Source organism: Halomonas sp. MCCC 1A11062 (genome assembly GCF_021404355.1).
Classification (GTDB): Bacteria; Pseudomonadota; Gammaproteobacteria; order Pseudomonadales; family Halomonadaceae; genus Halomonas; species Halomonas aerodenitrificans.
In genome coordinates, this window is record NZ_JABFTW010000002.1 from 160,671 (window position 1) to 183,627 (window position 22,957).

22 protein-coding genes and 1 tRNA gene are annotated in these 22,957 nt (G+C 64.6%); 6 read left to right on the top strand and 17 right to left on the bottom strand.

Going from position 1 to position 22,957, the window contains the following annotated elements:
* Positions 1-49: 49 nt before the first annotated feature.
* The gene (locus tag HOP58_RS03250) at positions 50-685 is read right to left on the bottom strand and encodes a hypothetical protein (RefSeq protein ID WP_103968343.1); all 636 of its coding nucleotides are present in this window, start codon (positions 683-685) and stop codon (positions 50-52) included.
* Between the two features lie 166 nt (positions 686-851).
* Between HOP58_RS03250 and greB the strand changes: the two genes are divergently transcribed.
* Genes greB through HOP58_RS03265 form a run of 3 tightly spaced genes read left to right on the top strand, consistent with a single transcriptional unit; the run spans position 852 to position 1,889 of the window.
* Entirely contained in the window at positions 852-1,391 is a 540-nt protein-coding gene (greB, locus tag HOP58_RS03255; RefSeq protein WP_234259539.1) for a transcription elongation factor GreB, read from the top strand.
* Between the two features lie 17 nt (positions 1,392-1,408).
* Positions 1,409-1,666, top strand: a complete 258-nt coding sequence (locus HOP58_RS03260; RefSeq protein WP_086511927.1) for a DUF4160 domain-containing protein — start codon at positions 1,409-1,411, stop codon at positions 1,664-1,666.
* On the top strand, positions 1,635-1,889 hold the full coding sequence (locus HOP58_RS03265) for a DUF2442 domain-containing protein (RefSeq protein ID WP_234259540.1): 255 nt from the start codon (positions 1,635-1,637) through the stop codon (positions 1,887-1,889). Before HOP58_RS03260 ends, HOP58_RS03265 begins: the two co-directional genes overlap by 32 nt.
* 9 nt (positions 1,890-1,898) lie before the next feature.
* On the opposite strand, the gene HOP58_RS03270 is transcribed toward HOP58_RS03265, so the two are convergent.
* From HOP58_RS03270 to HOP58_RS03280, 3 genes are read right to left on the bottom strand one after another with little or no spacing between them, the layout of a single operon-like run.
* A complete protein-coding gene (locus HOP58_RS03270) occupies positions 1,899-2,906 on the bottom strand; it encodes a methyltransferase (RefSeq protein WP_234259541.1) in 1,008 nt (335 codons plus the stop codon).
* On the bottom strand, positions 2,903-3,709 hold the full coding sequence (locus HOP58_RS03275) for a methyltransferase domain-containing protein (RefSeq protein WP_234259543.1): 807 nt from the start codon (positions 3,707-3,709) through the stop codon (positions 2,903-2,905). Before HOP58_RS03275 ends, HOP58_RS03270 begins: the two co-directional genes overlap by 4 nt.
* 34 nt (positions 3,710-3,743) lie before the next feature.
* Positions 3,744-5,252 carry an amidase gene (locus tag HOP58_RS03280; protein ID WP_234259544.1) on the bottom strand — a complete coding sequence of 503 codons (1,509 nt, stop codon included), beginning with the start codon at positions 5,250-5,252 and terminating at the stop codon, positions 3,744-3,746.
* Positions 5,253-5,371: 119 nt separating this feature from the next.
* Here HOP58_RS03280 and HOP58_RS03285 point away from each other — a divergent pair.
* A tRNA-Arg gene (locus tag HOP58_RS03285) sits at positions 5,372-5,448 on the top strand.
* A gap of 19 nt (positions 5,449-5,467) precedes the next feature.
* On the opposite strand, the gene HOP58_RS03290 is transcribed toward HOP58_RS03285, so the two are convergent.
* Positions 5,468-6,211, bottom strand: a complete 744-nt coding sequence (locus HOP58_RS03290; RefSeq protein WP_234253708.1) for a Crp/Fnr family transcriptional regulator — start codon at positions 6,209-6,211, stop codon at positions 5,468-5,470.
* A 228-nt stretch (positions 6,212-6,439) separates the two neighbouring features.
* Here HOP58_RS03290 and HOP58_RS03295 point away from each other — a divergent pair, with 228 nt between their 5' ends.
* On the top strand, positions 6,440-6,697 hold the full coding sequence (locus tag HOP58_RS03295) for a hypothetical protein (RefSeq protein ID WP_234253707.1): 258 nt from the start codon (positions 6,440-6,442) through the stop codon (positions 6,695-6,697).
* A gap of 79 nt (positions 6,698-6,776) precedes the next feature.
* Here HOP58_RS03295 and HOP58_RS03300 read toward each other — a convergent pair whose 3' ends face one another.
* The 7 genes from HOP58_RS03300 to HOP58_RS03330 form a co-directional block, all read right to left on the bottom strand.
* Positions 6,777-7,376: a malonic semialdehyde reductase gene (locus tag HOP58_RS03300; RefSeq protein ID WP_086509478.1), complete on the bottom strand. Its 600-nt coding sequence runs from the start codon at positions 7,374-7,376 to the stop codon at positions 6,777-6,779.
* A gap of 32 nt (positions 7,377-7,408) precedes the next feature.
* Positions 7,409-8,749, bottom strand: coding sequence for a TRAP transporter large permease (locus HOP58_RS03305; RefSeq protein WP_234259545.1), 1,341 nt, complete (start codon positions 8,747-8,749; stop codon positions 7,409-7,411).
* On the bottom strand, positions 8,746-9,327 hold the full coding sequence (locus HOP58_RS03310) for a TRAP transporter small permease (protein ID WP_234259546.1): 582 nt from the start codon (positions 9,325-9,327) through the stop codon (positions 8,746-8,748). The genes HOP58_RS03305 and HOP58_RS03310 overlap by 4 nt, the downstream gene beginning before the upstream one ends.
* A 49-nt stretch (positions 9,328-9,376) precedes the next feature.
* Positions 9,377-10,498, bottom strand: coding sequence for a C4-dicarboxylate TRAP transporter substrate-binding protein (locus HOP58_RS03315; RefSeq protein ID WP_234259547.1), 1,122 nt, complete (start codon positions 10,496-10,498; stop codon positions 9,377-9,379).
* 107 nt (positions 10,499-10,605) lie between these two features.
* On the bottom strand, positions 10,606-11,547 hold the full coding sequence (locus HOP58_RS03320) for a dioxygenase (RefSeq protein WP_234259549.1): 942 nt from the start codon (positions 11,545-11,547) through the stop codon (positions 10,606-10,608).
* Between the two features lie 90 nt (positions 11,548-11,637).
* The gene (locus HOP58_RS03325) at positions 11,638-12,780 is read right to left on the bottom strand and encodes a CoA transferase (RefSeq protein ID WP_234259550.1); all 1,143 of its coding nucleotides are present in this window, start codon (positions 12,778-12,780) and stop codon (positions 11,638-11,640) included.
* Positions 12,777-13,592: a citryl-CoA lyase gene (locus HOP58_RS03330; protein WP_234259551.1), complete on the bottom strand. Its 816-nt coding sequence runs from the start codon at positions 13,590-13,592 to the stop codon at positions 12,777-12,779. The genes HOP58_RS03325 and HOP58_RS03330 overlap by 4 nt, the downstream gene beginning before the upstream one ends.
* Positions 13,593-13,768: 176 nt before the next feature.
* Here HOP58_RS03330 and HOP58_RS03335 point away from each other — a divergent pair, with 176 nt between their 5' ends.
* Positions 13,769-14,665 (top strand): LysR substrate-binding domain-containing protein, encoded by an 897-nt coding sequence (locus HOP58_RS03335; RefSeq protein ID WP_234259553.1) that lies wholly within the window; start codon positions 13,769-13,771, stop codon positions 14,663-14,665.
* 75 nt (positions 14,666-14,740) lie between these two features.
* Here the strand turns inward: HOP58_RS03335 and HOP58_RS03340 are convergent, their stop codons facing one another.
* The 5 genes from HOP58_RS03340 to HOP58_RS03360 form a co-directional block, all read right to left on the bottom strand.
* Positions 14,741-18,202, bottom strand: a complete 3,462-nt coding sequence (locus tag HOP58_RS03340; RefSeq protein ID WP_234259554.1) for an EAL domain-containing protein — start codon at positions 18,200-18,202, stop codon at positions 14,741-14,743.
* A gap of 94 nt (positions 18,203-18,296) precedes the next feature.
* Positions 18,297-19,058, bottom strand: a complete 762-nt coding sequence (gene fnr, locus HOP58_RS03345) for a fumarate/nitrate reduction transcriptional regulator Fnr (protein ID WP_234259556.1) — start codon at positions 19,056-19,058, stop codon at positions 18,297-18,299.
* 158 nt (positions 19,059-19,216) lie between these two features.
* Positions 19,217-20,026 (bottom strand): sulfite exporter TauE/SafE family protein, encoded by an 810-nt coding sequence (locus HOP58_RS03350; RefSeq protein WP_234259557.1) that lies wholly within the window; start codon positions 20,024-20,026, stop codon positions 19,217-19,219.
* 174 nt (positions 20,027-20,200) lie between these two features.
* Entirely contained in the window at positions 20,201-21,355 is a 1,155-nt protein-coding gene (locus tag HOP58_RS03355; protein ID WP_234259558.1) for a porin, read from the bottom strand.
* A 412-nt stretch (positions 21,356-21,767) separates the two neighbouring features.
* Positions 21,768-22,898, bottom strand: a complete 1,131-nt coding sequence (locus HOP58_RS03360) for a ProQ/FINO family protein (protein ID WP_234259559.1) — start codon at positions 22,896-22,898, stop codon at positions 21,768-21,770.
* Between the last annotated feature and the right edge of the window lie 59 nt (positions 22,899-22,957).

Here is a 22,957-nt window from a genome sequence, read left to right on the forward strand (position 1 = left end):
GCTTCGCAGTCGAAGCGCATGGCGGGTGTCGGACTCGAAGCGATGGGAATCAGAGCTGGGAAAGAAGCGCCCTGGCCTGCTCGCGCAGCGCCTCGTCCGAGGCCTGACGATCCTCGCGGGCTGTGCCGTCTACGGCACGCTGCGCATGCTCGCGCGCCTCGTCCCGCCGGCCTTCGTCCTCGAGGAAGGTGGCGTAGTAGTAGTTGACGTCGATACCGTCGGGGCGAATCTGCAGCGCGCGCTGGAACATGCGCTCAGCGGTCGCGCTGTTGCCGAAGCCCACGGGGCGGCCCGGGGCACGGTCGTACAGTGCGCCCAGGGTGACGTAGGCCGAGCCGTTGCCGCCCTGGGGGTCGATCTCGATGGCACGCTCCAGCGCATCGCGGGCGGAACGCGCGCTGCCCAGCGCGCCCAGGCCACTGCGCTCACGGGCGTGCGAAGCCTCGATGATGCCGTACCAGATCAGCGGCTGCGCCTCGCCGGGATTGGCCTGAACCAGCCGCTCGGCTTCGTCGGACAGCGATTTCAGCGAATGGCGGCGCTGTCCTTCCGCCCGCAGTGTGGTGATCTGCTCCCAGCGCTGCTTGAGCGCCTCGACTTCGCTCTCCCAGGCCTGGGCAACGGTGAAGGGGGCGATCAGAAGCGCCGTGCCGAGGGCGGCGGCGAGTAGCTGGCGTCGAAACATGTCCAGACTCCTTTCTCGAAAAGGATTGTTGTTGGATCCCGGCGTGGAGCCGTCACTCAAAATGTAACGAACGTTTGAATGATACGCCAGCCCGAACGGCGAGATACTGTCGCGTTAGCGACGAATGGCGTATGTTGCCCTTCTCGCCAAATCAAGGAGGACGTGCATGAAGGGCCGCAACATGACGCGCTGGCGCGATCCCGCCAAGGATCCGCGCCAGGAACCCAGGAGCAATCTGATCACCGCCGAGGGGGCGGCGCGCCTGCGCGGCATTCTCGATCATCTCTCGCGGATCAAACGGCCGGAGCTCTCGGCCAAGGTGGGCGAAGCCGCGGCGCTGGGCGACCGCAGCGAGAACGCCGACTACACCTACAACAAGAAGGAGCTCAATCGGGTCATCGCGCGCATCCGCTACCTGACCAAGCGGCTCGACGAGCTGCAAGTGGTGGACCGCCTGCCGGCGGATACCGACAAGGTGTACTTCGGCGCCTTCGTCACCCTCGAGGACGAAGAGGGCGAAGAGATGCAGATCCGTATCGTCGGCCACGACGAGACCGACACCACCAAGCGCTGGATCAGCGTCGATGCCCCGCTGGCCAAGGCACTGCTGGGCAAGGCGCTGGACGATGAGGTCACGGTAAGGGCCCCGGCGGGCGATAGCGTCTACGTCATCACCGATATTGCCTATCGGAGCCCACAGCTATAGAACATGGAGACGGTACGATGCCCGTCGTTTTCCGCTACAAGGGAATTCGCTTCTTCTTTTACTCGAATGAAGGCAATCCTCTGGAACCCATGCACATCCATGCCGAGAGCGGAGACGGTGAAGCCAAGATATGGGTGCTGCCGCAAATCGCTATCGCCAATAGCAGTGGCTACAATAGAAAGCAACTTGCACAGCTCATGCAGTTGGTTGAAGAACACCGTAGCGAGATCGAGAGGGCCTGGAATGAACATTTCTGCCAAGACCGTCAGCTTTGACGAACACACCATGTGGGTCGAACTCAGCGACGGCCGGACCCTCGGTATCCCATTGGCATGGTTCCCCCGCCTCCTGCATGCCAGTGCTGAAGAGCGCAAGCAATGTCGTATCAGCTATTCCGGAAAGGGCTTGCACTGGGACGATCTGGATGAAGACATTTCCGTGGAAGGGCTCATTGCCGGTCGAGGCGACATGGCCCAGCACCATGGGCGTGTCGCCTGACGACACTTCTTAGCGTATTGCCTGCTTCGTCGTATAAACCCGAAAACGCCGGTCGTCGGCAACGATCTGGAAGCCGCCGAAAGCGCTTTCGAGCAGGTCCGGATAGGGCAGGAAGGCGTTGGCGACGAGCCAAAGCTCACCTTCCGGCTGCAAGTGCCCCGGCGCCTCGCGAATCAGGCGTCCGGCGGGACCGAAGTCGATACTGCGCTCCTGATGAAATGGCGGATTGCTGACGATGGCGGCAAAGCGACTCTCGCCGAGCGCCGAGTAGACGTCGCTGGCCAGAGCCAGCCCTTCCAGCCCATTGGCCGCCAGGGTGCGCCGGGTGGCCTCCACGGCGAAGGCGTTGACGTCCACCGCCGTCACGGCGTGGCCGCGACGGGCCAGCCAGGCGGCGAGAATGCCGTCGCCGCAGCCCATGTCGAGCACGTCGCGTGCCCTCTCGGGCCCCGGCAGCCCAGCCTCGAGCCGCTCGAGCAGCAGCTTGGTACCGGCATCCAGCTTGCCGTGGCCGAACACGCCGGGATGAGTGGCCAGCACCAGCCCCTCGGCCTCGAAGGTGGTCCAGGCCGCATCCGGGTCGATGCCGACGTCACCGAGGCGGGTCTCGAACAAGATGCAACGCCGCGCGCTGTCGAGCTTGCGGCAGCCCAGCCCCAGCGCCGCCAGCACCTTGAGCACCCGCTTGATACCGCCCTGATTCTCACCCACCAGTTGTAGGCGCGTGCCCGATGGCAGGTTGGCGCACAGCCACAGCAGCCACCACTCACCCAGGGCATGAGCCTTGGGCCAGAACAGCACCGCCCCGGGGGGCTCGCCGACGGCGCCGGCATCGAACGGCGAGAAAGCCTCACGGCCATGCTCCCGCCAGGCCTCGAGCACGCCATGATCGGCGCTGACGGTGCTGCCCTGCCCCTGCTCGAGCCACGCATCCCGGGGTGGGGCCACCCACAGCCAGCCGCGATAGTCGCCGTCCTGACGCTCGAGCAACTGGCATACCGGCGTTTGCGCACTCATCGGGGGGTCTCCTCGGGCGAGCGTCTGTCGTGGACCAGCGTATAGAGCAGGTAGCGCCCCAGCCGCCAGTGCGGTTCGGCCTGGCAGTAGCGGCGCTCCAGCTCCACCAGGCGCTGCCAGTCGTCCTCGTTGGCCGGCGGGTGGCGCAGGTAGTCGTGAAAGACACGAATGCCCGCCACCGAGCGAATCGCCAGACCGCATTCGCGGCTCCAGGCGGCGACCTGCTCATGGCGCAACGGCGAGATGGGAGTCAGACGCTGACGCTTGCCGGTACCCTCGAGGCGGTCGTCCAGCGCCTTCTGCAGATTGCCCTTCACCACGTTGGAAAAGCGCAGCGCATCGCGGTTGAACACCATCAGCGACAGCTGGCCACCGGGAGCGAGGCGCTGCGCCAGGGTGGCAAAGGCCGCGTGGGGGTCATTGAGCCACTCCAGCACGGCGTGACAGGCGATCAGCGGCCAGGGACCGGCGGCATGTTCAGGAAGCGCCTGTAGCGGCGCCTGCACGAAGCTCACCGGCAGGCCGTCTAGGTTCTGGCGAGCCTGGTCGAGCATGTCCCCCGCCGGCTCCAGCAGAGTCACCGCATGGCCGCGCCGGGCAAACCAGGCGGATAGCTGACCCAGACCGCCGCCCACGTCCAGCAGCGGCTGGCCGTCGAGTACGAGCATGCGCGGCAGCAGCTCGTCGAGCAGGGCCAGACGCAGCTCACCGCGCGGGCCACCGTAGAGACTGCCGGCGAACTTGTCGGCCAAGCCGTCGAAATGGCGGTCACCGGCTGGCGAAAGAGGGGCGAAGTCTGGCATTTCCTGACCTGATGCTGGGCATGTGGCGCGCATTCTACCCGTCCTGTGTCACCCTGGGCAGATGCCGCTGCCACTGCACCTCGGCCTCGACCTGGGCCGCCAGCGCCAGCAGGCGACGCTCGTCGCCCATGGGGCCCACCGCCTGCACTCCGACGGGCAAACCCTCCGGGGTGACGTGCAGCGGCAGCGACATGGCCGGCTGGCCGGTGAGGTTGGCCAGTTGGGTATAGGGCGTGCGGGACAGGGCGTCACGCGCCAGCTGACCGAGCATGCCTGCCTTGAGCGCCAGCTTGGGCAACCCGGGGATGGCCAGCAGAGCCATCAGGCGCTGCTGCCATGTCGGTGGGTAGAGTTCGCCCAGGCGCGGCGCAGGTGCCGCCGTAACGGGCATCAGCAGCACATCAAAGCGGCGGTGGAACGCCCCCATGGCACGCGCCGCGGCATTCCAGTCGCGCTTGGTCAGTTCATAATCGCGTACCGGCAGGTGGTTGCCCAGACGGGCGATCGCCCGGGTCGAGGGCTCGATGTCCAGGCGTGACACGGGCACGCCGGTTTCGCGGGAGATCCAGGCCAGGTCGGCGGTAACATGCCCCAGATAGAGCGTCAGGTAGGCGTTGGCCAGGCGCTCGCCGTCGACGGGAGGATCGGCCCACTCCACGTGATGGCCGAGCCCCTCCAGGGTTCGCGCCGCCCCTTCCACCGCCAGACGCACCTCGGGATCGAGCCGGGTGCCCAACGGCTTGCTCAACGGCTCGCCCAGCGAGACGGCAATACGCAGCGGCTCGGGCGGACGCTCCAGCGCAGCGAGAAAACCCCGTTCACGGGGTACCGGGTAGGGCCCGCCCTCGTCCATGCCGTTGATCGCCTCGAGCAGCGCAGCGCTGTCGCGCACCGAGCGGGTCACGGCGTGCTCTACCACCGCACCCCGCCACACCTCACCATGCAGTGGCCCCTGCGGCACGCGGCCGCGCGAGGGCTTGAGACCGAACAGCCCACAGTAGGCCGCGGGAATACGGATCGAGCCGCCACCGTCGCCGGCCATCGCCAGCGGTACCAGCCCGCCGGCCACCGCCGCCGCCGCCCCGCCGCTGGAGCCGCCAGGGGAGTGCCGGGGATTCCACGGATTGACAGGATGAGGAAAGGCATGGGGCTCGGTGATGCCCATCAACCCCAGCTCGGGGGTGGCGGTCTGCCCCAGGATGGCCAGCCCGGCTTCCCGTACGCGGGTGACCAGCGCCGATTCCACCGGCGCCTTCCACTCGGCCAGGGCCGCGCTGCCGAAGGCCAGCGGCTCGCCTTCCAGCGCCATCAACAGATCCTTGGTCAAAGTCGGCACGCCCGCCAGCGGGGCTGCGAGGTCGATGCCCTCCGCCTCGCTCCTGGCGCGTTCGAAGCGTGTCCGCACCAGCGCCCGGAGATGCGGGTTGTCGCGCTCGATGGCCGCACAGGCGGCATCGAACACCTCGCCCCGGCTCACTTCACCACGCCGGATCAACTCGGCCAGCCCCATGCCATCGTGGCGCCGATACTCTTCGATATCCATCCGCTTTCCCTGCCACCCAGTGTCGCTCGATAATGGCGGCTCGGCGCCATTCTTGGCAACCGCACCCAAGTGGGCGGTTTAACTTGCTCACTCAAGCCCTTATAATGCGCAGCCGTGCTGCCCCCATAGCTCAGCTGGATAGAGCGTCCCCCTCCTAAGGGGAAGGTCCCAGGTTCGAATCCTGGTGGGGGCGCCATTCTCTCCAAGCCTTACGCTCAAGCCGCGTGTCGCCCCTGCAGGTGAAGATAGAGCGGATCGAATTCCCCAGCCTCCTGCAACTTGCTCCAGCTCGGCACGGTCACTCGTTTCCTTGCGGTTTCAATCAGCCCGTCGCCACGCAGCGCCTGTAATGTGCGGCTGACGTGGACGGCACTGATGCCGAGGGTGTCGGCCAGCTCATCCTGCGTGATCGGCAATTCGAAGGTACGCTCATCGGTCAGCCCCACTGCACTCAGCCTCGTATATAGCTCGCACATCAAGTGGGCCAAGCGCGTGTAGGCGTCTCGCTGTCCGACATTGAGCAGCCACTCACGGTAGATGGAAGCGTCGACCAGAGTCTCACGCCAGAAGGCAGCAGTCAGCCTTGGGAAACGCTCGCATACGCGGCGCAGATCTTCGTGCTGGATGAAGCCGACCGTACAGGAGCTGACCGATGCGATGCTGATATCCATGACCGCCAGGTGGAGGCTATGAAGGTCCGGCATGTCACCCGGAACGTGCAAGGCCATGATTTGTCGCCTGCCCGCATAGCTCAGCTTGTAGACGCAGGTGAGCCCCTCCAGTACCAGGCAGCACTGCTGGGGACGTTCGCCAAGGCTGACGATCTCCTGGTCGGCCTTGAGGCGCTTGACCAAGACCGGCAAGTGCTCGAGCACCTGCCTCTCTTCCTCGGACAGCGGGAAGATGCTGTCCAGCTTGCAAATCATTCGAGCATTGGGCGTTGGCGGCGGTTCCGGCATACTGCCCCTCCATCTGGAAAATGTCCTCCGTGGCCCTCACCGTAGGACTTTTCTTCGCTACCGGCGAAAAAACGTGGCTTCGTTTCTTGCCAGTAGCTGTCGTTGCTCTGCGAGCAAGGCAACTATTCTTAACAATTAAATTGGCACAGCCAGGAACGGATGTGGCATCTTGTACAAGGTGTGTTGAGGAGACCATTTCACTGCATGAGCATCAGGCAGGAGGCCAGAATGTTTCAGCGATCAAGGAAAGTGGTGTGTCCCGAATGCAGCGGCAGCAATTTCTGGAACGGCAACCCGAAGCCAACGGACGTGCTTCAGTGCCGCTATTGCCAGACGGCCATTGCGACATACGAGGAGTACGTGCGCGTCGCCGCCCAGCAGGAAGCCGAACGTCTGCTGGCGGAGTTCGTCGAAACCGACGTCTCGCGTGACCTCGCCCACCTCAAGGCCGTACTGGCCCAGCCGGGAGAGCGAGCAAGCGCCTGATGCATAGTGCTTCGGACATAGTACTCCGGAAAACGGCCACCTTCGGGTGGCCGTTTTCGTATGCCCTGCCGAACCGGAACTACAGCAGCTGACAGGCCTGCTCGAAGGTAAGCCGCGGGCCGCGCGGATGCAGCTTGGCCGGGTCGCCGTAGCCCAGATTGCACAGGAAGTTGCTGCGGTAGTTGGGGTAGCGCTCGGCGAAGAACCGCCCGTCGACCATGTCGTTGTCGAAGCCGGATAGCGGCCCCACGTCGAGCCCCAGCGCGCGGGCGGCGAGAATGAAGTAACCGCCCTGCAGGCTGGCGTTGCGAAAGGCGGTCTCCTCGCGGTAGGGCTCGTCGCCGACGAACCAGGCCCTGGCATCCACATGGGGAAAGAGCTCCGGCAGGTGGTCGTGGAAGCGTCGGTCGTAGGCCAGAATGGCCGTGACCGGTGCCTCTTCCACCTTGCGTCGATTGCCCTCCTTCAGCGCGGGCATCAACTTCTCCTTGGCCTGCCGGGTGCGCAGGAACAGGATGCGCAGCGGATTGCAGTTGACGCTGGTGGGCGCCATTTTCACGAGGTCGTAGAGTTCGCGCAGGGTAGCGTCGTCCACGGGTCGGTCCTGCCAGTAGGCGTGGCTTCTCGCCTCGTGGAACAGCTGGTCCAGCACCGGCTGGCTCAAGACGCCTGAAGTCATGAATTCTCTCCCTTGTCGTCGGTCTTTACGGTTCAGTAGCGGTAGGCCAGATGGGTGGAAAGCACGGGGAACAGCGTGAGGATGAACAGCACCACCAGCATCGCGACGAAGAACGGCACCACGCCCTTGAAGATCTCCTTGACCGGCACGCTGCGGTCGTTCAGCGCCGCCTTCACCGTGTAGACCGATATGCCGAACGGCGGCGTGATCAGGCCGATTTCCACCGCCACCACGGTGATGACGCCGAACCAGATCAGGTCCATGCCGAAGAACTGGGCGATGGGCAGCACGATGGGCAACACGATCAGCATGATCGACACCGAGTCGATGATGCAGCCCATCAGGATCACCACCAGCAGGTAGAGAAACAGGAAGTGGTAGGCGGTCAACTCCATGGCCGTGACCCACTGGGCGATGGCCATCGGCAACCCGGTCAGCGCCAGCATGCGGCTGTAGAGCGAGGCGGCGAGAATCAGGAACAGGATCGATACCGCCACGTGCCCGGTCTCGCCCAGCACCTGGTAGAACTTGGCCGGGCTCAGGCGACGCTTGAGCAGCGCCAGCAGCAGCGCGCCGCAGGCGCCCACGCCACCCGCCTCGGTCGGCGTGAAGAAACCGCTGTAGAGGCCGCCCAGTACCAGCGCCATCAGCGCCAGGATGGGCACCAGCTTGAGCGCCAGCGCCATGCCCGATTCCGCTTCGCCCGCGGTGGGCGCCGGCGCTGCAACGTTGCCCATGCTGGCCGCTCCCTGCATCATGAAGCCGGGGCGCAGGTAGGCGAGCAGCAGGATCGTGATGCAGAAGGTCGCCGCCAGCAGGATGCCCGGTATGATGCCGGCGATGAACATGCGCCCCACCGACTGCTCGGCCAGCACACCGTAGACGATCATCAGCAGCGAAGGGGGAATCAGCATGCCCAGCACCGAGCTGCCCGCCACCACGCCCACCGAGAACTTGGGCGTGTAGCCATGCCGACGCATCTCCGGCACCGCCACCTTGGTGAACACTGCCGCCGAGGCCACGCTGATGCCGGTGATCGAGGCGAAGATGCCGTTGGCGCCGACGGTGGCCACCCCCAGTCCGCCGCGGATCCGGCGGGTCAGCCACTGAAAGACGTCGAAGGTGTCCCGCCCTACCCCCGATATCACCACCAGCAGCCCCATCAGCACGAACAGCGGTACCACGCCGTAGAGGTAGCTGCTGAGCGAGTCGTTGGCCGCTGCGGCTACCATGCGCGTGGCCAGCTCCGGATTGCGCAGGGTCGAGATGGCCAGGAAGGAGACCAGCATCAGGGCGATGCTGATATGCATGCCGAAGTAGATCAGCGCCAGCATCATGACCACCGCCACGATGCCGATTTCGATACCGCTCATGGGCGATCCTCCTCGGCGTCAGGCGCTCCGCCCCTGACCGTCCACACCAGCGCCTGGAGCGCCAGCAGCAGGTACTGCAGCAGCGTGATGGCCGCACAGGCGATCACCACCAGGCGGATGGGCCAGACGGGAAAGGTGAAGACCCCTTCCACGCCCATGAACTGGTTGCGCTCCCAGGCACGCAGGAAGGTCGGCAGCGTGCCCTGGTAGACCACCATCAGCATGTAGGCACCGGCCAGATAGAACAGGGTCTGCAAACCGTGGCCAAGGCGCGGGTGACGCTCGGTGAAGCCCTGAATGAAGATGTCGGCCTGGGCCATGCGGCCGTGGCGCAACGTGCTGGGCAGCTGCAGGAACACGATCATGACGATGGAGGCCGCCACCAGCTCCGCCACCCCCGCAATGGGCTTGTTGAGCAGATTGCGCGACAGCACGTCCACCACGATCATCGCCATGATCGAGAAGATCAGCAGCGAACCCACCGCGTTGAGGCCGTCCACCAGGTAGCCGAACAGGCTGTTGTGACGGCCGCCGCCGAGCCGGCGCCCCAGCACCAGCGTCTTGAAAGAAAAGGTCATTGCCACGACTCCTCAGGCCCGACCGGCAACGCCGGCCGGGCATTACCGATCAGTTGCGGTCCCAGGCCAGTTCCGGCTCGTGACCGCGCTCGCGCATGGCATCCATGTAGGTACTGAGGAGTTCGCGGGCCGGCAGGCCCCGGCCTTCGTTGCGCTCGACCCACTGCTGCGCCAGGCCAGGCATGCCGTCGATCCACTGCTGGCGCTCCTCGTCGGATAGCGCCTGGACCTGCACCGGCGTGCTCTGGTCGGCACCCAGTTCGACCATCCGCTCGAGAGAACTCTCGTAGCGCTCGGCCAGGTCGCGGCCGTGGGCACGGGTGTAGGTCTCGCCCGCTTCCATCAGCGCCTGTTGCACCGGCTCCGGCAGGCCGTCCCAGGTGAACTGGTTGATGGCGAGCCCGCCCGAGAACACCACGCCCAGATTGACCTGGGTGACGTAAGGCGCCACCTCGTAGATGCGCGCCGGCAGGTTGCCGGTGGCAAGCCCCACCACGCCCTGGGAGACACCAGTCTGGATGTCGGTGTAATAGCTCGCCAGGGTACCGTCCACGGGCACCGCACCCACCGGCTCGAGCCATACGCCGAGCACGCCGGGGGCGGAGATGCGCGCCCCTTCCAGATCGTCGAGGCTCTCCACCGGGAAGTTGGTGTAGATGTCGTAGGTATCCGAGGCGGTGGCACCGAGGAACACCAGATCGTGCTCCTCCCACTCGGCGCGGAATTCCGGCACCGAGCGCACCAGGTCGTTCATCACGTCGAGCATCAGCTCGGGGTCGCTGGTGGTGAACGGCGTATAGGCGCTGATCTGGGCCAGCGGCATACGTGAGGGCTCCAGGTAGCTGAACACCCAGCCAATGTCGGCGATGCCGTCCTGAATCGAGGTGAGGGTGGCGTTGGTGCCGTAGAGCTGACCGGCGTAGGCTTCGGTCCAACGCACCTCGTATTCGCCCTCTTCCGCCAGGATCTCGTTGACCTTGGGGATGAAGACCTGGGGAATCATGCCCACCCAGGGAATGGTGGTCGGGTGGCTGGAGCCCACGGTCAGGTTGATCGTTTCCACTGCGGAAGCGCTGGCGGGAAGCAGTGCGGCGGCCAGCGTCGCGGCAGTGAGAGTTTTGAGGGGGAAGACAGTCGATGACTTGATGGTGTTGTGCTTTGGATGTGTCATGTTGGCGTCTCGTATTGGCTTGTTGTTATGGAAGCCGGATATGGAAACCGGTTATGGCAACTGGTTATTGCGACTGGTTACGGCAACGACGCTTCAGCGTGCGGGCATCACGAATCGATGGGCGATGCCGGCAGACGCGAAACGCCGGGCGACAGGTCGAAATCCACTTCCAGCGTGCAGTAGCGGCCACGCACGTCGGGGTCGGGCGCCCGGCCGTCGTCGTGGATGGGGAACTCCATGGCCAGGTCGGCGCTGGTGACGCCGAACACGCAGTCCGATTCGAGGAAGGGGTCGTCCTTGGGAAAGATCTGCGTCACCAGCGTCTGGTGGCCCTCGGCCGAAACGGTGAAGTGCAGATGCGCGGCGCGGAACGGATGGCGGCTCTGCGCCTCGAGCATTTCGCCGACGATGCCGTGGGTCGGAATCGGGTAGCTGGCCGGGCGAATGGTGCGGAAGTGGTAGCGCCCATCGGCGTCGGTGCGAAACTTGCCGCGCAGGTTGAGGTGCGGCTGGGAGTCGTCCTGGTTCTCGTAGAGCCCCTCCGGCGAGGCGTGCCACACCTCCACCAGCGCGCCCGGCAGCGGCTTGCCGTCGCGGCTCGTCACCCGGCCGGAGACGAACAGCGGAATGTCGCTCTCCTTCGGCGTATCGCGGGAGATGTTGAAGCCGAGCGGGTACTCCGGATCCTTGCGGCTGTAGAAGGGCCCCAGCAGGGCCGGCGAGATCTGCTCCGGCGTGCGCGCCTGATTGAGGATCATCACCAGGGTGGAGAAGCCCAGGGCGTCGGACATCACCATGGTCTCGTTGTGGCGATCGCGGGTGAGGTGGCCGAGCCGGGTCACGGCGTTGATCGCGGCCATGAACTCCTCTTCGTTCAGCTTCACCTCGCGGCCGAAGGCGTGCAGATGCTTCACCAGCGCGGTGAGTATCTCGCGCAGCCGGTCGTCCTTGGTATGGCTCATCGCCTTGAGCACGATCTCGGTGATGTCGTCCGGGGTCTGCGGAATGCCGTGTGGAACGATCTCGTCTTCGTTGGGCAATTCGAACATGACTGGGCTCCTGTTCGGCCTGGGCTGGCAGCGCCCGCCCGGCCTGATGATTGTCGTTGTGTCATGGTGCCACTGCGCCGCGCACTCGCTTCAACGTTGGCGGCGCTTCACTTCTGCCAGAATTTCGTCACGGTGTTCGTCCAGTACCGGCGGCGCCGTCACCTCCAGTGGCTTCACGCCGTCATAGGAGACCGGCGAACGCAGGGTGCGGAAGGTGCCCACCGTGGGGTGCTCGGTGCTCACCTCCAGCTGCAGATGCTTGACCTGAGGATCCTCAAGCACTTCGTCGGTGTCGTACATGGGGGCGTGGGGCACGTCCTCGGCTTCCAGACGGCGGCACCATTCGTCACGCACTCGGCGCTTGAAGACACCCTTGAGCACCTCGATCATCTGCTCCTGGTTGTCGATGCGCCCCTCACGGGTAGCGAAGCGTTCATCCTGCAGCAGTTCGGGGTACTCCATGGCGTTGGCCAGCCCCTGCCAGAACTTCTCCGGCGAGGACATGTGCAGTGCCACCCACTTGCCGTCGGCGCACTGCATCACGTACGACTGCGACACCTGTGGCCGGCTGTAGGGCCCCATGATCTCGTTCTCGGAGAGATAGTGGGTGAAGGCGTCGAGGTTGAAGTGACACATCGCCTCCAGCATGGAGACGTCGACCCGACGCCCTTGGCCGGTACGGCCACGCTCCACCAGTGCGCCGAGAATACCGTAGGCGGCGTAGAAGCCCGACAGCGCATCGGCCATGGCCGGCCCCACCACCCGTGGGTTCTCGGGATTCACCAGCAGCTTGAGAAAACCACTGGCGGCCTGAGCCACGGTGTCGTAGCTGGGGCGCCCGGCGTAGGGGCCGTCGTTGCCGAAACCGCTGATGGCGCAGTAGATCAGCCGCGGGTTGAGCTCGCGCAGGCGCTCTTCACCCGCCCCCAGCCGCTCGGCGGTGCCGGGGCGGAAGTTCTGGATGTAGACGTCGGCATCGCGGATCAGCGCATCGAAGGTGGCGAGATCCTCCGGCTCCTTGGTGTTGAGGGCGATGCTGCGCTTGTTGCGGTTGTAGGTCTGATAGTGGGGGCTGTAGAGCCCGCCCTTGAAAGCGCGGAAGGGGTCGCCCTTGCCGGGCATTTCGACCTTGATCACGTTGGCGCCCAGGTCGCCCAGCAGCATGCCGGCGGCGGGTCCGGTGATGAAGGTGCCCTGTTCGATGACGGTAATGCCTTCGAGTACCTTGCTCATGACTGCCCCCCTTCCTGGGTGAAGCCCGGCGGAACCTCGCCGGTGTACTCGACCCGCTGGGCCGCCTGATAGGAGAGCGCGAAGCCGCAGGGCTGCTCGGACTCCTCCAGCAGATGGGCGATCAGCCCGGCGGTGCGTGCCAACAGCGGCACACCGCGCAGCGCCTTGAGCGGAAAGCCCGCCCCCAGCAGCACGGCGGGAATGGCAGCGGAGACGTTGAGCTTGAGCTCCTTGCCGACGATGCCGGGAATGGCCCGCTCCACGGCTTCGGCGATCTCCACGTAGCGCAGCTCGGCGCCCGCCTCCCGCGCCACGCCGAACAGCGCCTCGACGCGAGGGTCGCGGGCCTTGTGCAGCGGGTGGCCGTAGCCGGGAATCGCTTCGCGGCGGGCGCGACGCTGACTGACGACATCGTGCACGGCACTTTCCAGGGACTTGCCCCCGTCGATCTCATCGGCGATCTCGGCGAACAGCTCCCCCGCCGCCTGAGAGGCACCGAGGATCACCGAGCCGCAGCCCAGCAGCCCCGCCGCCACCGCGCCCTGCAGCGCCTCGGGGGCGGCGGCATAGGTCATGCGACTGGCCTGCACGCTGGGTACCAGGCCGTGTTCGGCGATGGCCACCAGGGTGGCGTCCAGCACCCGGCGGCGCACGTCGCTCACCGGCTCGCCGTCGAGCAGCATCAGGAAATAGTCAGTGAAGGTTGTGTGACCGATCAGCTCGGCGCTGAGGTCCTTGCCGCGCACCACGATGGTGTCGGCGTTGGAGGTGCTGATGGCGGTTCTTGGAATTGTCTCACGCCCGATCTTCATGCTTTGGCTCCGCGTGGCAGATGCGAGCGAGTCATGCCGGAGCGGCACCCACGCTCGTGATGTGTAACGCTTGTGTTGGAACAACATAAGACGCCATCACGATGGACAAAAATGATAAATTTACATAAAAATGATTGATGTCATCGATTGATGATGCCACGACAAGCGGAGCTTGCATGGAACTTCGCCACATCCGGTACTTTCTGGCCATCGCGGAAACGCTCAATTTCACCCGGGCCGCCGAGAAGGTGCACGTCACCCAGTCGACGCTCTCCCACCAGATCCGTCAGTTGGAAGAGGAGCTGGGCCAGCCGCTGTTCACACGTATCGGCAAGCGGGTGACGCTCACCGAGGCGGGCCAGAGCTTTCACGAGCACGTGGTGCCTATCCTGCGCCAGGTCGATCAGGCCGTGGGCGCCTTGAAGGAAGCCCCCGACGACCTGAGCGGCGAGCTGCGCATCGCCGCCACCCACAGCTTCAACGTGCAGTTGATTCCACTTTGCCTCTCGCGCTTCATGCAGCGTCTGCCGCGGATGAAGGTGGTGGTCGAGGAGCTTTCGGGGGATCGGATCAGCGAGGGGCTGGTCGACGGCAGCCTGGACCTGGGCATCTCCTATCGTCCGGCCATACCCCGCGGCCTGCGCTTCGAGCCGCTCTACAACGAGGAGCTCAAGCTGATCGTGGCCAGCGACCATGCACTGGCCCGGCGCAAGCGGCTGCGCATGGTCGAGCTGAATGGCGCGCGCATGACACTGCTGGCACCGCACTTCTCGACCCGCCAGATGCTCGACGAGTGCTTCGCCGCTGCCGGCGCCCGCCCGCAGATCGTTGCCGAGCTCAATGCCATCTCCCCCATGATCGAACTGGTGCGACGCACCGATCTATGCAGCATCGTGGCGGAGAATGCGCTGGGCAACGAGCCCGGGGTAAAAGCCATCCCGCTGGAGAGCCCCACGCCGGTACGCACGCCGGGCCTGCTGTGGTCGCAGCAGGCCCAGCGCTCCCCCGCCAGCCGCTTCATGGCCGAGACGATTCGTCAGGTAGTGATGCAAGGGCCGCTGGTTCGTCGCTAGCTTTCAAGCAAGCTGCCAGCACCGCTCACTCACGGGCACAGCGCATGGTACGAACGTTCATGTCAGTGGCGACCCTCATTCGTCGGAGAAGAGCAGACTGCCGGCTTTCAGCGCCTGCTCGAGCCGCTCGCGGGGCATGGGGCGTGCCAGCAGGAAGCCCTGGAAGAGCTGGCAGCCGTAGCGTTTCAACAGACCGAGCTGCTGCTCGGTTTCGACGCCCTCGGCGACCACGGTCAGCCCCAGATGGTGGGCCATGGAGACGATGGCCTGGACGATGGATGCATCGTCCAGGTTCTCGGTCACTTCCTTGATGAAGCTACGGTCGATCTTGATCTTGCTGATGGGAAGATGCTTCAGGTAGTTCAGGCTGGAGAAGCCGGTACCGAAGTCGTCGATGGAGACATCGATCCCCATGTCACGCAGCGCATGAAGGATGTCGACCGCATCTCCCGCATCCTTCAACAGCACGCCTTCGGTCAGTTCCAGCTCCAGCCGGCTGGCCGGAAGCGCGGTCGCAGCCAATATCTCCCTGAGCGCTTCCAGAAAACCGGCTCGGTGAAACTGCATCGGTGAAAGGTTGACCGCCACCTTGAACTCACCGTAGCCTCGCGCACCCAGCCACTCCATGTCGAGGCAGGCACGCTCGAGTACCCAGCGACCGATCGCCATGATCTGGCCGGTCTCCTCGGCCAGGGGGATGAATTCCGCCGGTGACACGAAGCCTCGGTCGGGGTGAGGCCAGCGCAGCAGCGCTTCCACACAGACGATCTCGCCGGCCTGGTCGCATAGCGGCTGGTAATGGAGCTCGAGCCGATTGCCGTCGATGGCATCCTGAAGTTCGTTGCGCAAGGCGAGACGCTCGTTGACACGCAAGGTGATGTCACGGGTGAACCACTGGTAAGCGTTACGCCCCTGCTGCTTGGCCAGGTACATCGCCATGTCCGCCTGCTGAATCAGCTCCATGGGCTGAACGGTGGTCTCGTCACTGATGGCAATGCCGATACTGGCCGACAGATGAAGCTCGTGATGCTCGATGCCGTACGGCAGAGCCACGAGCCGCAGCAGGCTCTCCGCCATGTCTGCCTGCTCTTGCAAGGTGGCGCCCGGCATCAGCACCACGAACTCGTCCCCACCCAGGCGTCCCACGGTATCGCCAGGCCCCATGGCAGCGCAGAGTCGGCCGGCCACCTCGATCAGCACCTGGTCGCCGATGGCATGGCCCAGGCTGTCGTTGATCGGCTTGAAGTCGTCCAGGTCGACGAAAAGCACGGCCAGGTTGCGGCCCTGGCGCTGCGCCATGGCGAAGGAGACATTCAGCCGCTCCTCCAGCAGCGAGCGATTGGCCAGGCCGGTCAAGGCATCGTGACTGGCGCTGTGAGCGAGACGCTCCTCGTAGGCATGACGTTCGGACACATCGCGCAGTTCGCCGACGAAGTGCGTTACACCGCCGTCTCCATCGAGCACCGGCGACACGTAGAGCGCGTTCCAGAAGGTGCTGCCATCCTTGCGATAGTTGAGCAGCGTGACGTGGCAATCGCGTCGTTCGACCACGCAGCGGCGCAGCCATGCCACCGCATCGGGGTCGGTTTCCACTCCCTGCAGCATGCGACAGTTGCGGCCCAGCACCTCCTCCTCCCGGTAGCCGGTCAGGGCCAGAAAGGCCTCGTTCACGTAGCTGATGGGAAGATCGTGCTGGCTGGCATCGGTAATCACGATGCCGTTGATGCTGGCCTGGACGCTGCGTTCCAGCACGCGCAGGCGGGTCTCGTTGCGGTGGTGTTCGGTCACGTCCTTGGCAATGCCGAAGACCCCCTGGGCAACGCCCTCCACCAGGATCGGCAGAAGAGTCACATAGAGCATTCGCGTCTCACCGGCCTGGTCGAGGATGGTGACCTCATGGCGCAGCGCGTTACCCTTCAACGCCTCGTCGATACTCTGCTGAATGCGCTCGCGCTCGCCGGGTGGGCTGAGCTGGGAAAAATGCATGCCGACGACCCGCTCCACGGGCAGGCCGGTGATGGCGGCAAAGGTCGGGTTGGCGGTAGCGATGATGCCCTTGGGATCGACGGAGAACACCCCATCCGGGTTATAGGCGAAGAGGGAGCGGTAGCGCTGCTCGCTCTCCCATAGCGAGCGCCGATCCCTATTTCGCTGATGAGCCAGTCCCAGACTGAACGCCATGAGATAGCTGAGCAGGAGTCCGGCGAGAGCGACTCCGCCGGGTATCAACCCGGCCTCGAGCATGTCGCTGACCGAGTCGGGATAGAGCTCCAGCGTCAGCTCGACGCCGCCGGGCAGCTCGATGGTGCGCTGGGCCATGAGCGGGTAGCTCAACTCACTCGGCGTACGTCCGGGTACCCGCATGTCGAGCAGCAGGGTTCCCTCGCGCAGCACGCGCAGCTTGTAGGTCCCCAACTGGACACGCAGCGCCTCTTCGAACAGCACCGCCAGATCCATGCTGCCCAGCAACTGCTGCGTCGACGCCAGCGGTACCGCCGTCAGCACCCTACCGCTCTGCTCCGGGCCGGTGGCCAGCAGACGTGGCTGGGTGGCGTCGAGCTGCAGCCATGCCTCGACCCCGGGCTCATTCGGCTGCGCCTCCAGCCACTGCCCTGCTGCTGCATGGCGAGCGTTCAGCCATCTCCACTCCCCCCGATCCCACAGGCCGACAGCCTGCATGCCGGGAGCATCGCTCAAGTAACGCTCTACAAGGTGATCGCGCATCGCCTCGTCGTGCCGCACAGCCGGGCCGTCCAGACGCTCGGCCATGTATTTCGCCAGGAGAAGCTGCGCGGCCATGACCTGTTCGGCGTTGTATTGCAGGTTGTCCAACAGGTGGCCGGCTTGCAGCCGCTTGTTCTCCTGGTACTGCCAGTTCAACAGGTACCAGACCGTACAGCTCAGCAAGACCCCGAAGAAACCACAGGCCAGCGCCAGCCGGCCCAGACGCGGCTGCGGACGCTCGACGCTCGCTACCATGCACAGCATCGATATCCCCAGCAGCAGAGCCAGAACGGTTCCCAGCAGAGGTGAAGAGGCGTTGTTCAGCGTCCAGGCTATCTCACCACCCGGCAGAAACAGCCGGAGCAATGCCAGCAGGCTACTACTCAGTAACAGGATACCCACGCCGGCCCACAGCCCGCGCGAGAAGCGCCGGCCCACACCAAGCAACAGACAGAGCGCCACCAGCAACAGCATGGCCGACGCCAGTGAGCCCATGCGCACATCGCCCGTCAGCCACGACACCCCCACCTCGCGGCCGCCTGCCAAGGTGTTGTGCACCAACAGGTAAGTGACGTGAGCAAGCAGGATGAAAGCGCTGAAGCGGCGCAGCAACGACCAGCGCAGCATGAGTGCCAGCAGGCCTAGGCCCACCATCAGCACCGCCAGTGCATTGTCGGGCAGCAGTACGCCACGCAGTGGGTAAACGATGTCCAGCCAGTAGGTCAGCAACCCCGTGCCGCCCATCAGGATGAACACGGCGGCCGCCATATGGAGCGTGGTACTCCTGGCAATATCCAGCGTCTTGTAAGACATGCGTGGGCGCACTCCTCTGGACAGCCAAAAGCGAGGCGGCCTTCCTGCAAAGGGGCTCTGTCAGCATTGGATATCGGCAGGCAAAAGGGAAGGTTTAATCGAAGAGTCGGGCCGCCCTGGTGGCGCCTGTGCTTTCTGCCGCCAGCGCTTCGAGCGCCTCGATGTCGCTGATGGTGAGTTCGCGACCGGCCACGGCAATGGCTCCCTGCTCCTGAAAGCGTGCCAGCACCCGGCTGACGGTCTCCAGCGCCAGGCCCAGGTAGCTGCCGATGTCCGAGCGCGACATGGAGAGAAAGAAACGATAGGGCGACAAACCCCGGGAACTGAAGCGCTCGGAAAGCCCCAGCAGGAAACTCGCCAGGCGCTGGTCGGCGGTACGCCCCGAGAGCAGGCACATCATGCGCTGGTCGCGACGCAACTCGCGGCTCATGCAGCGATAGAGCCGCCCGCGCAGCTCCGGCAGCCGCTCGGCGAGAACTTCCAGCCGCGTGAACGGCAGCTCGCAGACGAAGGCACTCTCCAGCGCCACCACGCTGCCGTGGCACTCCTCCTCACCGATGGCATCCAGCCCGACGATCTCTCCGGGCAGATAGAAGTGAGTGACCTGAGCGCGCTGCTCAGGCTGCGCTACCGTTTGCTTGAGGCTGCCGGAGCGCACCACATAGAGACTGGAGAAGGGTGCGCCTTGGCGCATCAGCGCCTGGCCGCGCTTGAGCGCCTGCGGCAGCCGGATGATGTCATCGAAGGACTGCAGGGCATCGAACTCGAGCCCGAGCGGCAGGCAGCGGGCATGCAGCGTACAGCGCTCGCAGCGGGGCACGGCGGAGCGTGGCCGCTGGGCGGGCCGGGGTTTCATGAGCGCACTCCTTACCTCGGTCTCACGGTGGGTCGCACTGGGAGACTTCGATTCTGGCCTGCTGCGTTGCGCTTGTCCCGCCGCGCCGCCCCGCTCGGCGACAAAACGTTACTTCAGTTGATCTGTATCAAGAGCTTCATGGAACGAAAGCAAAGGTATCAGGCAGTGAACACGGTATATACCATCTGCAGCGCCAGCCCCATCATCATGACCGCGAAAATCCGCTTGAGTATCGTCACCGGCAGGCGATGCGCCAGCCTGGCCCCCACCGGCGCCATCAGCATGCTGAACGGAGCCATCAACAGCAGAGCGGGCAGGTAGACAAAACCCAGCGCGGCGTCAGGCAGGCCGGGGGTGCCCCAGCCGTTGATCACGTAGCCCAGGGCACCGGCCAGGGCGATGGGCAGGCCGACGGCGGCAGAAGTGCCGATGGCCTGGGGCAGTCTGACGTTGCACCAGGTCAGGAACGGCACGGTCAGCGAGCCGCCGCCAATGGCCACCAGCGCCGAGATGCCGCCGATCCCCAGCCCCGCACCGCCAAGGCCGACAGGCCCCGGAAGGTTACGCGTCGGCTTGGGCTTGATATTGGCCAGCATCTGCAGCGACATCAGGATCATGAAGCAGGCGAAGAAAATCGCCAGGCCGCGGGTCGGCAGCAAGGCGGCAATGAAGGTGGCCAGAAAAGTGCCCACCAGAATGCCGGGGGTCAGGTAGCGCACGATCTCCCAGCGCACGGCGCCGTGGCGGCGGTGGGAGAGCAGGCTCGCCGTGGAGGCGGGAATAATGGCGGCCATTGAGGTACCCAGCGCCAGATGAGCCAGGTGCTCGAGGGGCACCCCCTGGATGAGGAACAGCGCGGTCAGTATCGGCACCATGATGCCGCCGCCGCCAACGCCCAACAGGCCGGCCATGATACCGACCACCGCACCCAAGGCCACGTAGGCCAACCAGATAAGCTCCAAGGCCACTCCTCAAGTGATCGGGAACGATAAGGCGAGCCAGTCTATCAGAAAAGCGTCATCGGCAGCCCATATGCAGCACGGCTGATTGGCAGACCAGACTACAGACGAAAAAAACCGGCCCCGAAGGGCCGGTTTCGTCGTCGACGAATCGACGTGTCTTGCAGTCAGCTTGGGCTCGACTTAGAAGTCGTAGCGCAGACCGACAGTAACGTACAGATCGTCAGTCACGTCTTCAACGGCGTCAGAAGAGTCGAAGTCCGCATCGTGGATTTCGGCCCAGACGTACATCGGACGGCTGAAGCGATAGTTGGCGCCCAGGGTCCAGGCGTTGCGGCTGTCAACACCGTCGAGGGAAGAACGAATACGGTGGTAGTCGGCGTAGATTTCGCCCATACCGTAGTCGAACACACCCATCAGGGTCCACTGGTTGTCGACCGCGCCCAGGGCGTTGGTCACATTACGCAGGCCACCAACAAGAGGAGCGCGCTCGATCAGCTCTTCTTCGCTGAACTCGCTGGTCACATCTTCATATTTCACACCAACGCGAACCGCCGGGGTGAACTGATAGATTGCCGCAGCGGCCCAGATGTCTTCGCCAGAAATGTTGGGCTGGCCGCCGTCATAGCTGGCGCCACGCTCGAAGACGTCCTTGTTCTGGTTGTAACCGGCAGCCAGGTAGAGGTCCTGCCAGGTGTAGTTGACAGCTGCCTGCCAGGAGACGGTAGAGGAGTTGTCCTGCGCACCGATAGCAGAACCGTTACCGCTCAGATGCTTGGCCTGAACGTGAGCCTGGAAGCCTTCCAGGTTCGGGGTGGAGTACTGGATGGAGTCACCGCGAGCTGAGGTTGCACCACCGCTCTGGGAGATGAAGCCATGCAGCTCCTGGATTTCGAACTTACTGGTCACGGCCTGGTAGAGAACGCCATCGAAATTACCGATGCGAACCATACCCCAGTTGTCGCCGCGCAGGCCCAGGAAGGAATTGCGAATCTGCATGGAGTCAGTGCTCTGCGCGTCCAGCAGCGGGCGGAACTCCATGTTGGCGAAAGCCTGGAGATCCGGCGCTACCTGATGACGAGCGCGGAAGCCGAAACGGGAGAAGACGTCGCGGAACTCGGAGCCACTAGTCTTGGTGCCCTGAACGGTAGTGAGCTCACCGGTACCCTCATCCAGCCAAACAGTCTGGTTGTCAGTACCACCGGTGGTAACAGCCAGGTTGATACGGCCGTAGACGTCGACCTGAGTGCCGTCCTGGTCGTAAACGGTAGCAGCCTGAGCGGCAGCGGTGACGCCCAGGGCGCCGGCAATGGCAGTCGCTAACAGTGTCTTTTTCATCGCGATAGTTCCTTTCACTAGCTTACTGTTTCGATCGTTACTGCACGGATCGGTGATCGGTGCAGGTAGCTTGCCGGGCATGGGTCCCGCCGTGCTTGGCTCGGTTCCTTCCCAGGAAGGGCCGGTGGCCGGTCATGACCGCAGCGAAGCCTTGTTATAGTCCAATGCTCGCAGGTAGAACTCTATACCGGGAAAAATCGGAACGCAATAAGAAAAAACACTGTTTTCCTATGATGCCCGCCTCCCCGACGGAACTTTGCCCTGCTTTTGCGGTCCTGGGCGCTCCCGCTCCCTGAACCGCGTGCTGCAGGCATGGCAGTCGATCTGCCTGGCAGCGATGAGCCCGCACATCATGCCTCGCTGATACAGCGCTGACAAGCGACGGACTTTCTACGCTTCGGCTGGGCCGGCTTCAACTCCCCTTGCGGCTGCTGCCGTGCTTGGCCAGCAATGCCGAAAGCTTGGCCTCCATGCGCTCCTCGGGGTCCGCCGTTGCGGCGATGGGATCGGCCGCTTCGGATGCAGGGCTGGCCGCCTTGGGCGGGGCACTGTCATGGGGCTGACGGCGAGCCTTGTCGGCCGGCTGGGCGCCTGTTGCAACGGCGCGGCTGCGGCCGGAGTTCGCCTTGCCACTGCCCCGCTTCGGGGCGGCACCTGCCGGACGGCTGCGCTCGAGCCGTTCGCTCTGCAACCGCTCCAGCTTGCGCTTGGCATGTTCGGCGGCCTGGGCATCGACGTCACCGGCAGGCGCACCGTCGAGGTCGATACGCTCGGCGCCTTCACGCACCGCCTTCAGATAACGCGGCAGGTTGACGTAGCCCGCCAGCGCACGACGCACCAGCTTTTCGGGCCAGGGCTCGCGTGCGGCGAGGTCGTGATGAATGCCGACCTTGAGCGGCCGTGTATGGCCCTTGAAGAAGGTATGGGGATAGCGCTGGTACCACTGCTTCAGCAAGGCATCGGCGGAGGGCGCCTGCTCGATGGCAAGCTGGCCCTGACGTTCGGCCAACGCTTTCTGAGCCGGAGCCGCCTTGAAAGAGGCATATGCCGGAGTGGACGATGCAGCGGATACGCTACCTGCAGGAGCGAAGGGGCTCAACGGTTTGCTCGGCATACCCTTGCCGCTTGCCGTCTCTTGAGCGCCTGCCGCCTCCTTGTCTTTATCGCCTGCGACTTCCCGACAGGAATCAGGCGGCTCGCCGTGCTGACCGGCTTCCGCCCGCGGTCGCTGGCCGATCAGCGCCGCCAGGCCCTGGGCGCGCCGTGCGGGGCCGGGAAACGCCGGAGTCGTCTCGCCCTTGCGCAGGCGTTCGCGCAGACGGGCGTTGTCCTCCTCGAGCTCGCGATTCTGCTCATCCAGTTCGCGGTTCTCTTCCATCAGCTCCAGGCGAGCCGCTTCCAGCTCCTGCTGCCGCGCCTCGGATTCGGCGAGACGGGACTCCAGCTCCTGGATTCTTGCGCGATAGCTGCGCAACTCATGGAGCGCCGTGTCGGCACAGGTCTCCAAGACATCGAACAGTTGACGTGAACGCTCTTCGATCAAACCGGCATCCTCCTGGCGGGCTCACGTTGACGACACGACGATAGAACGGGGTGGCGAGA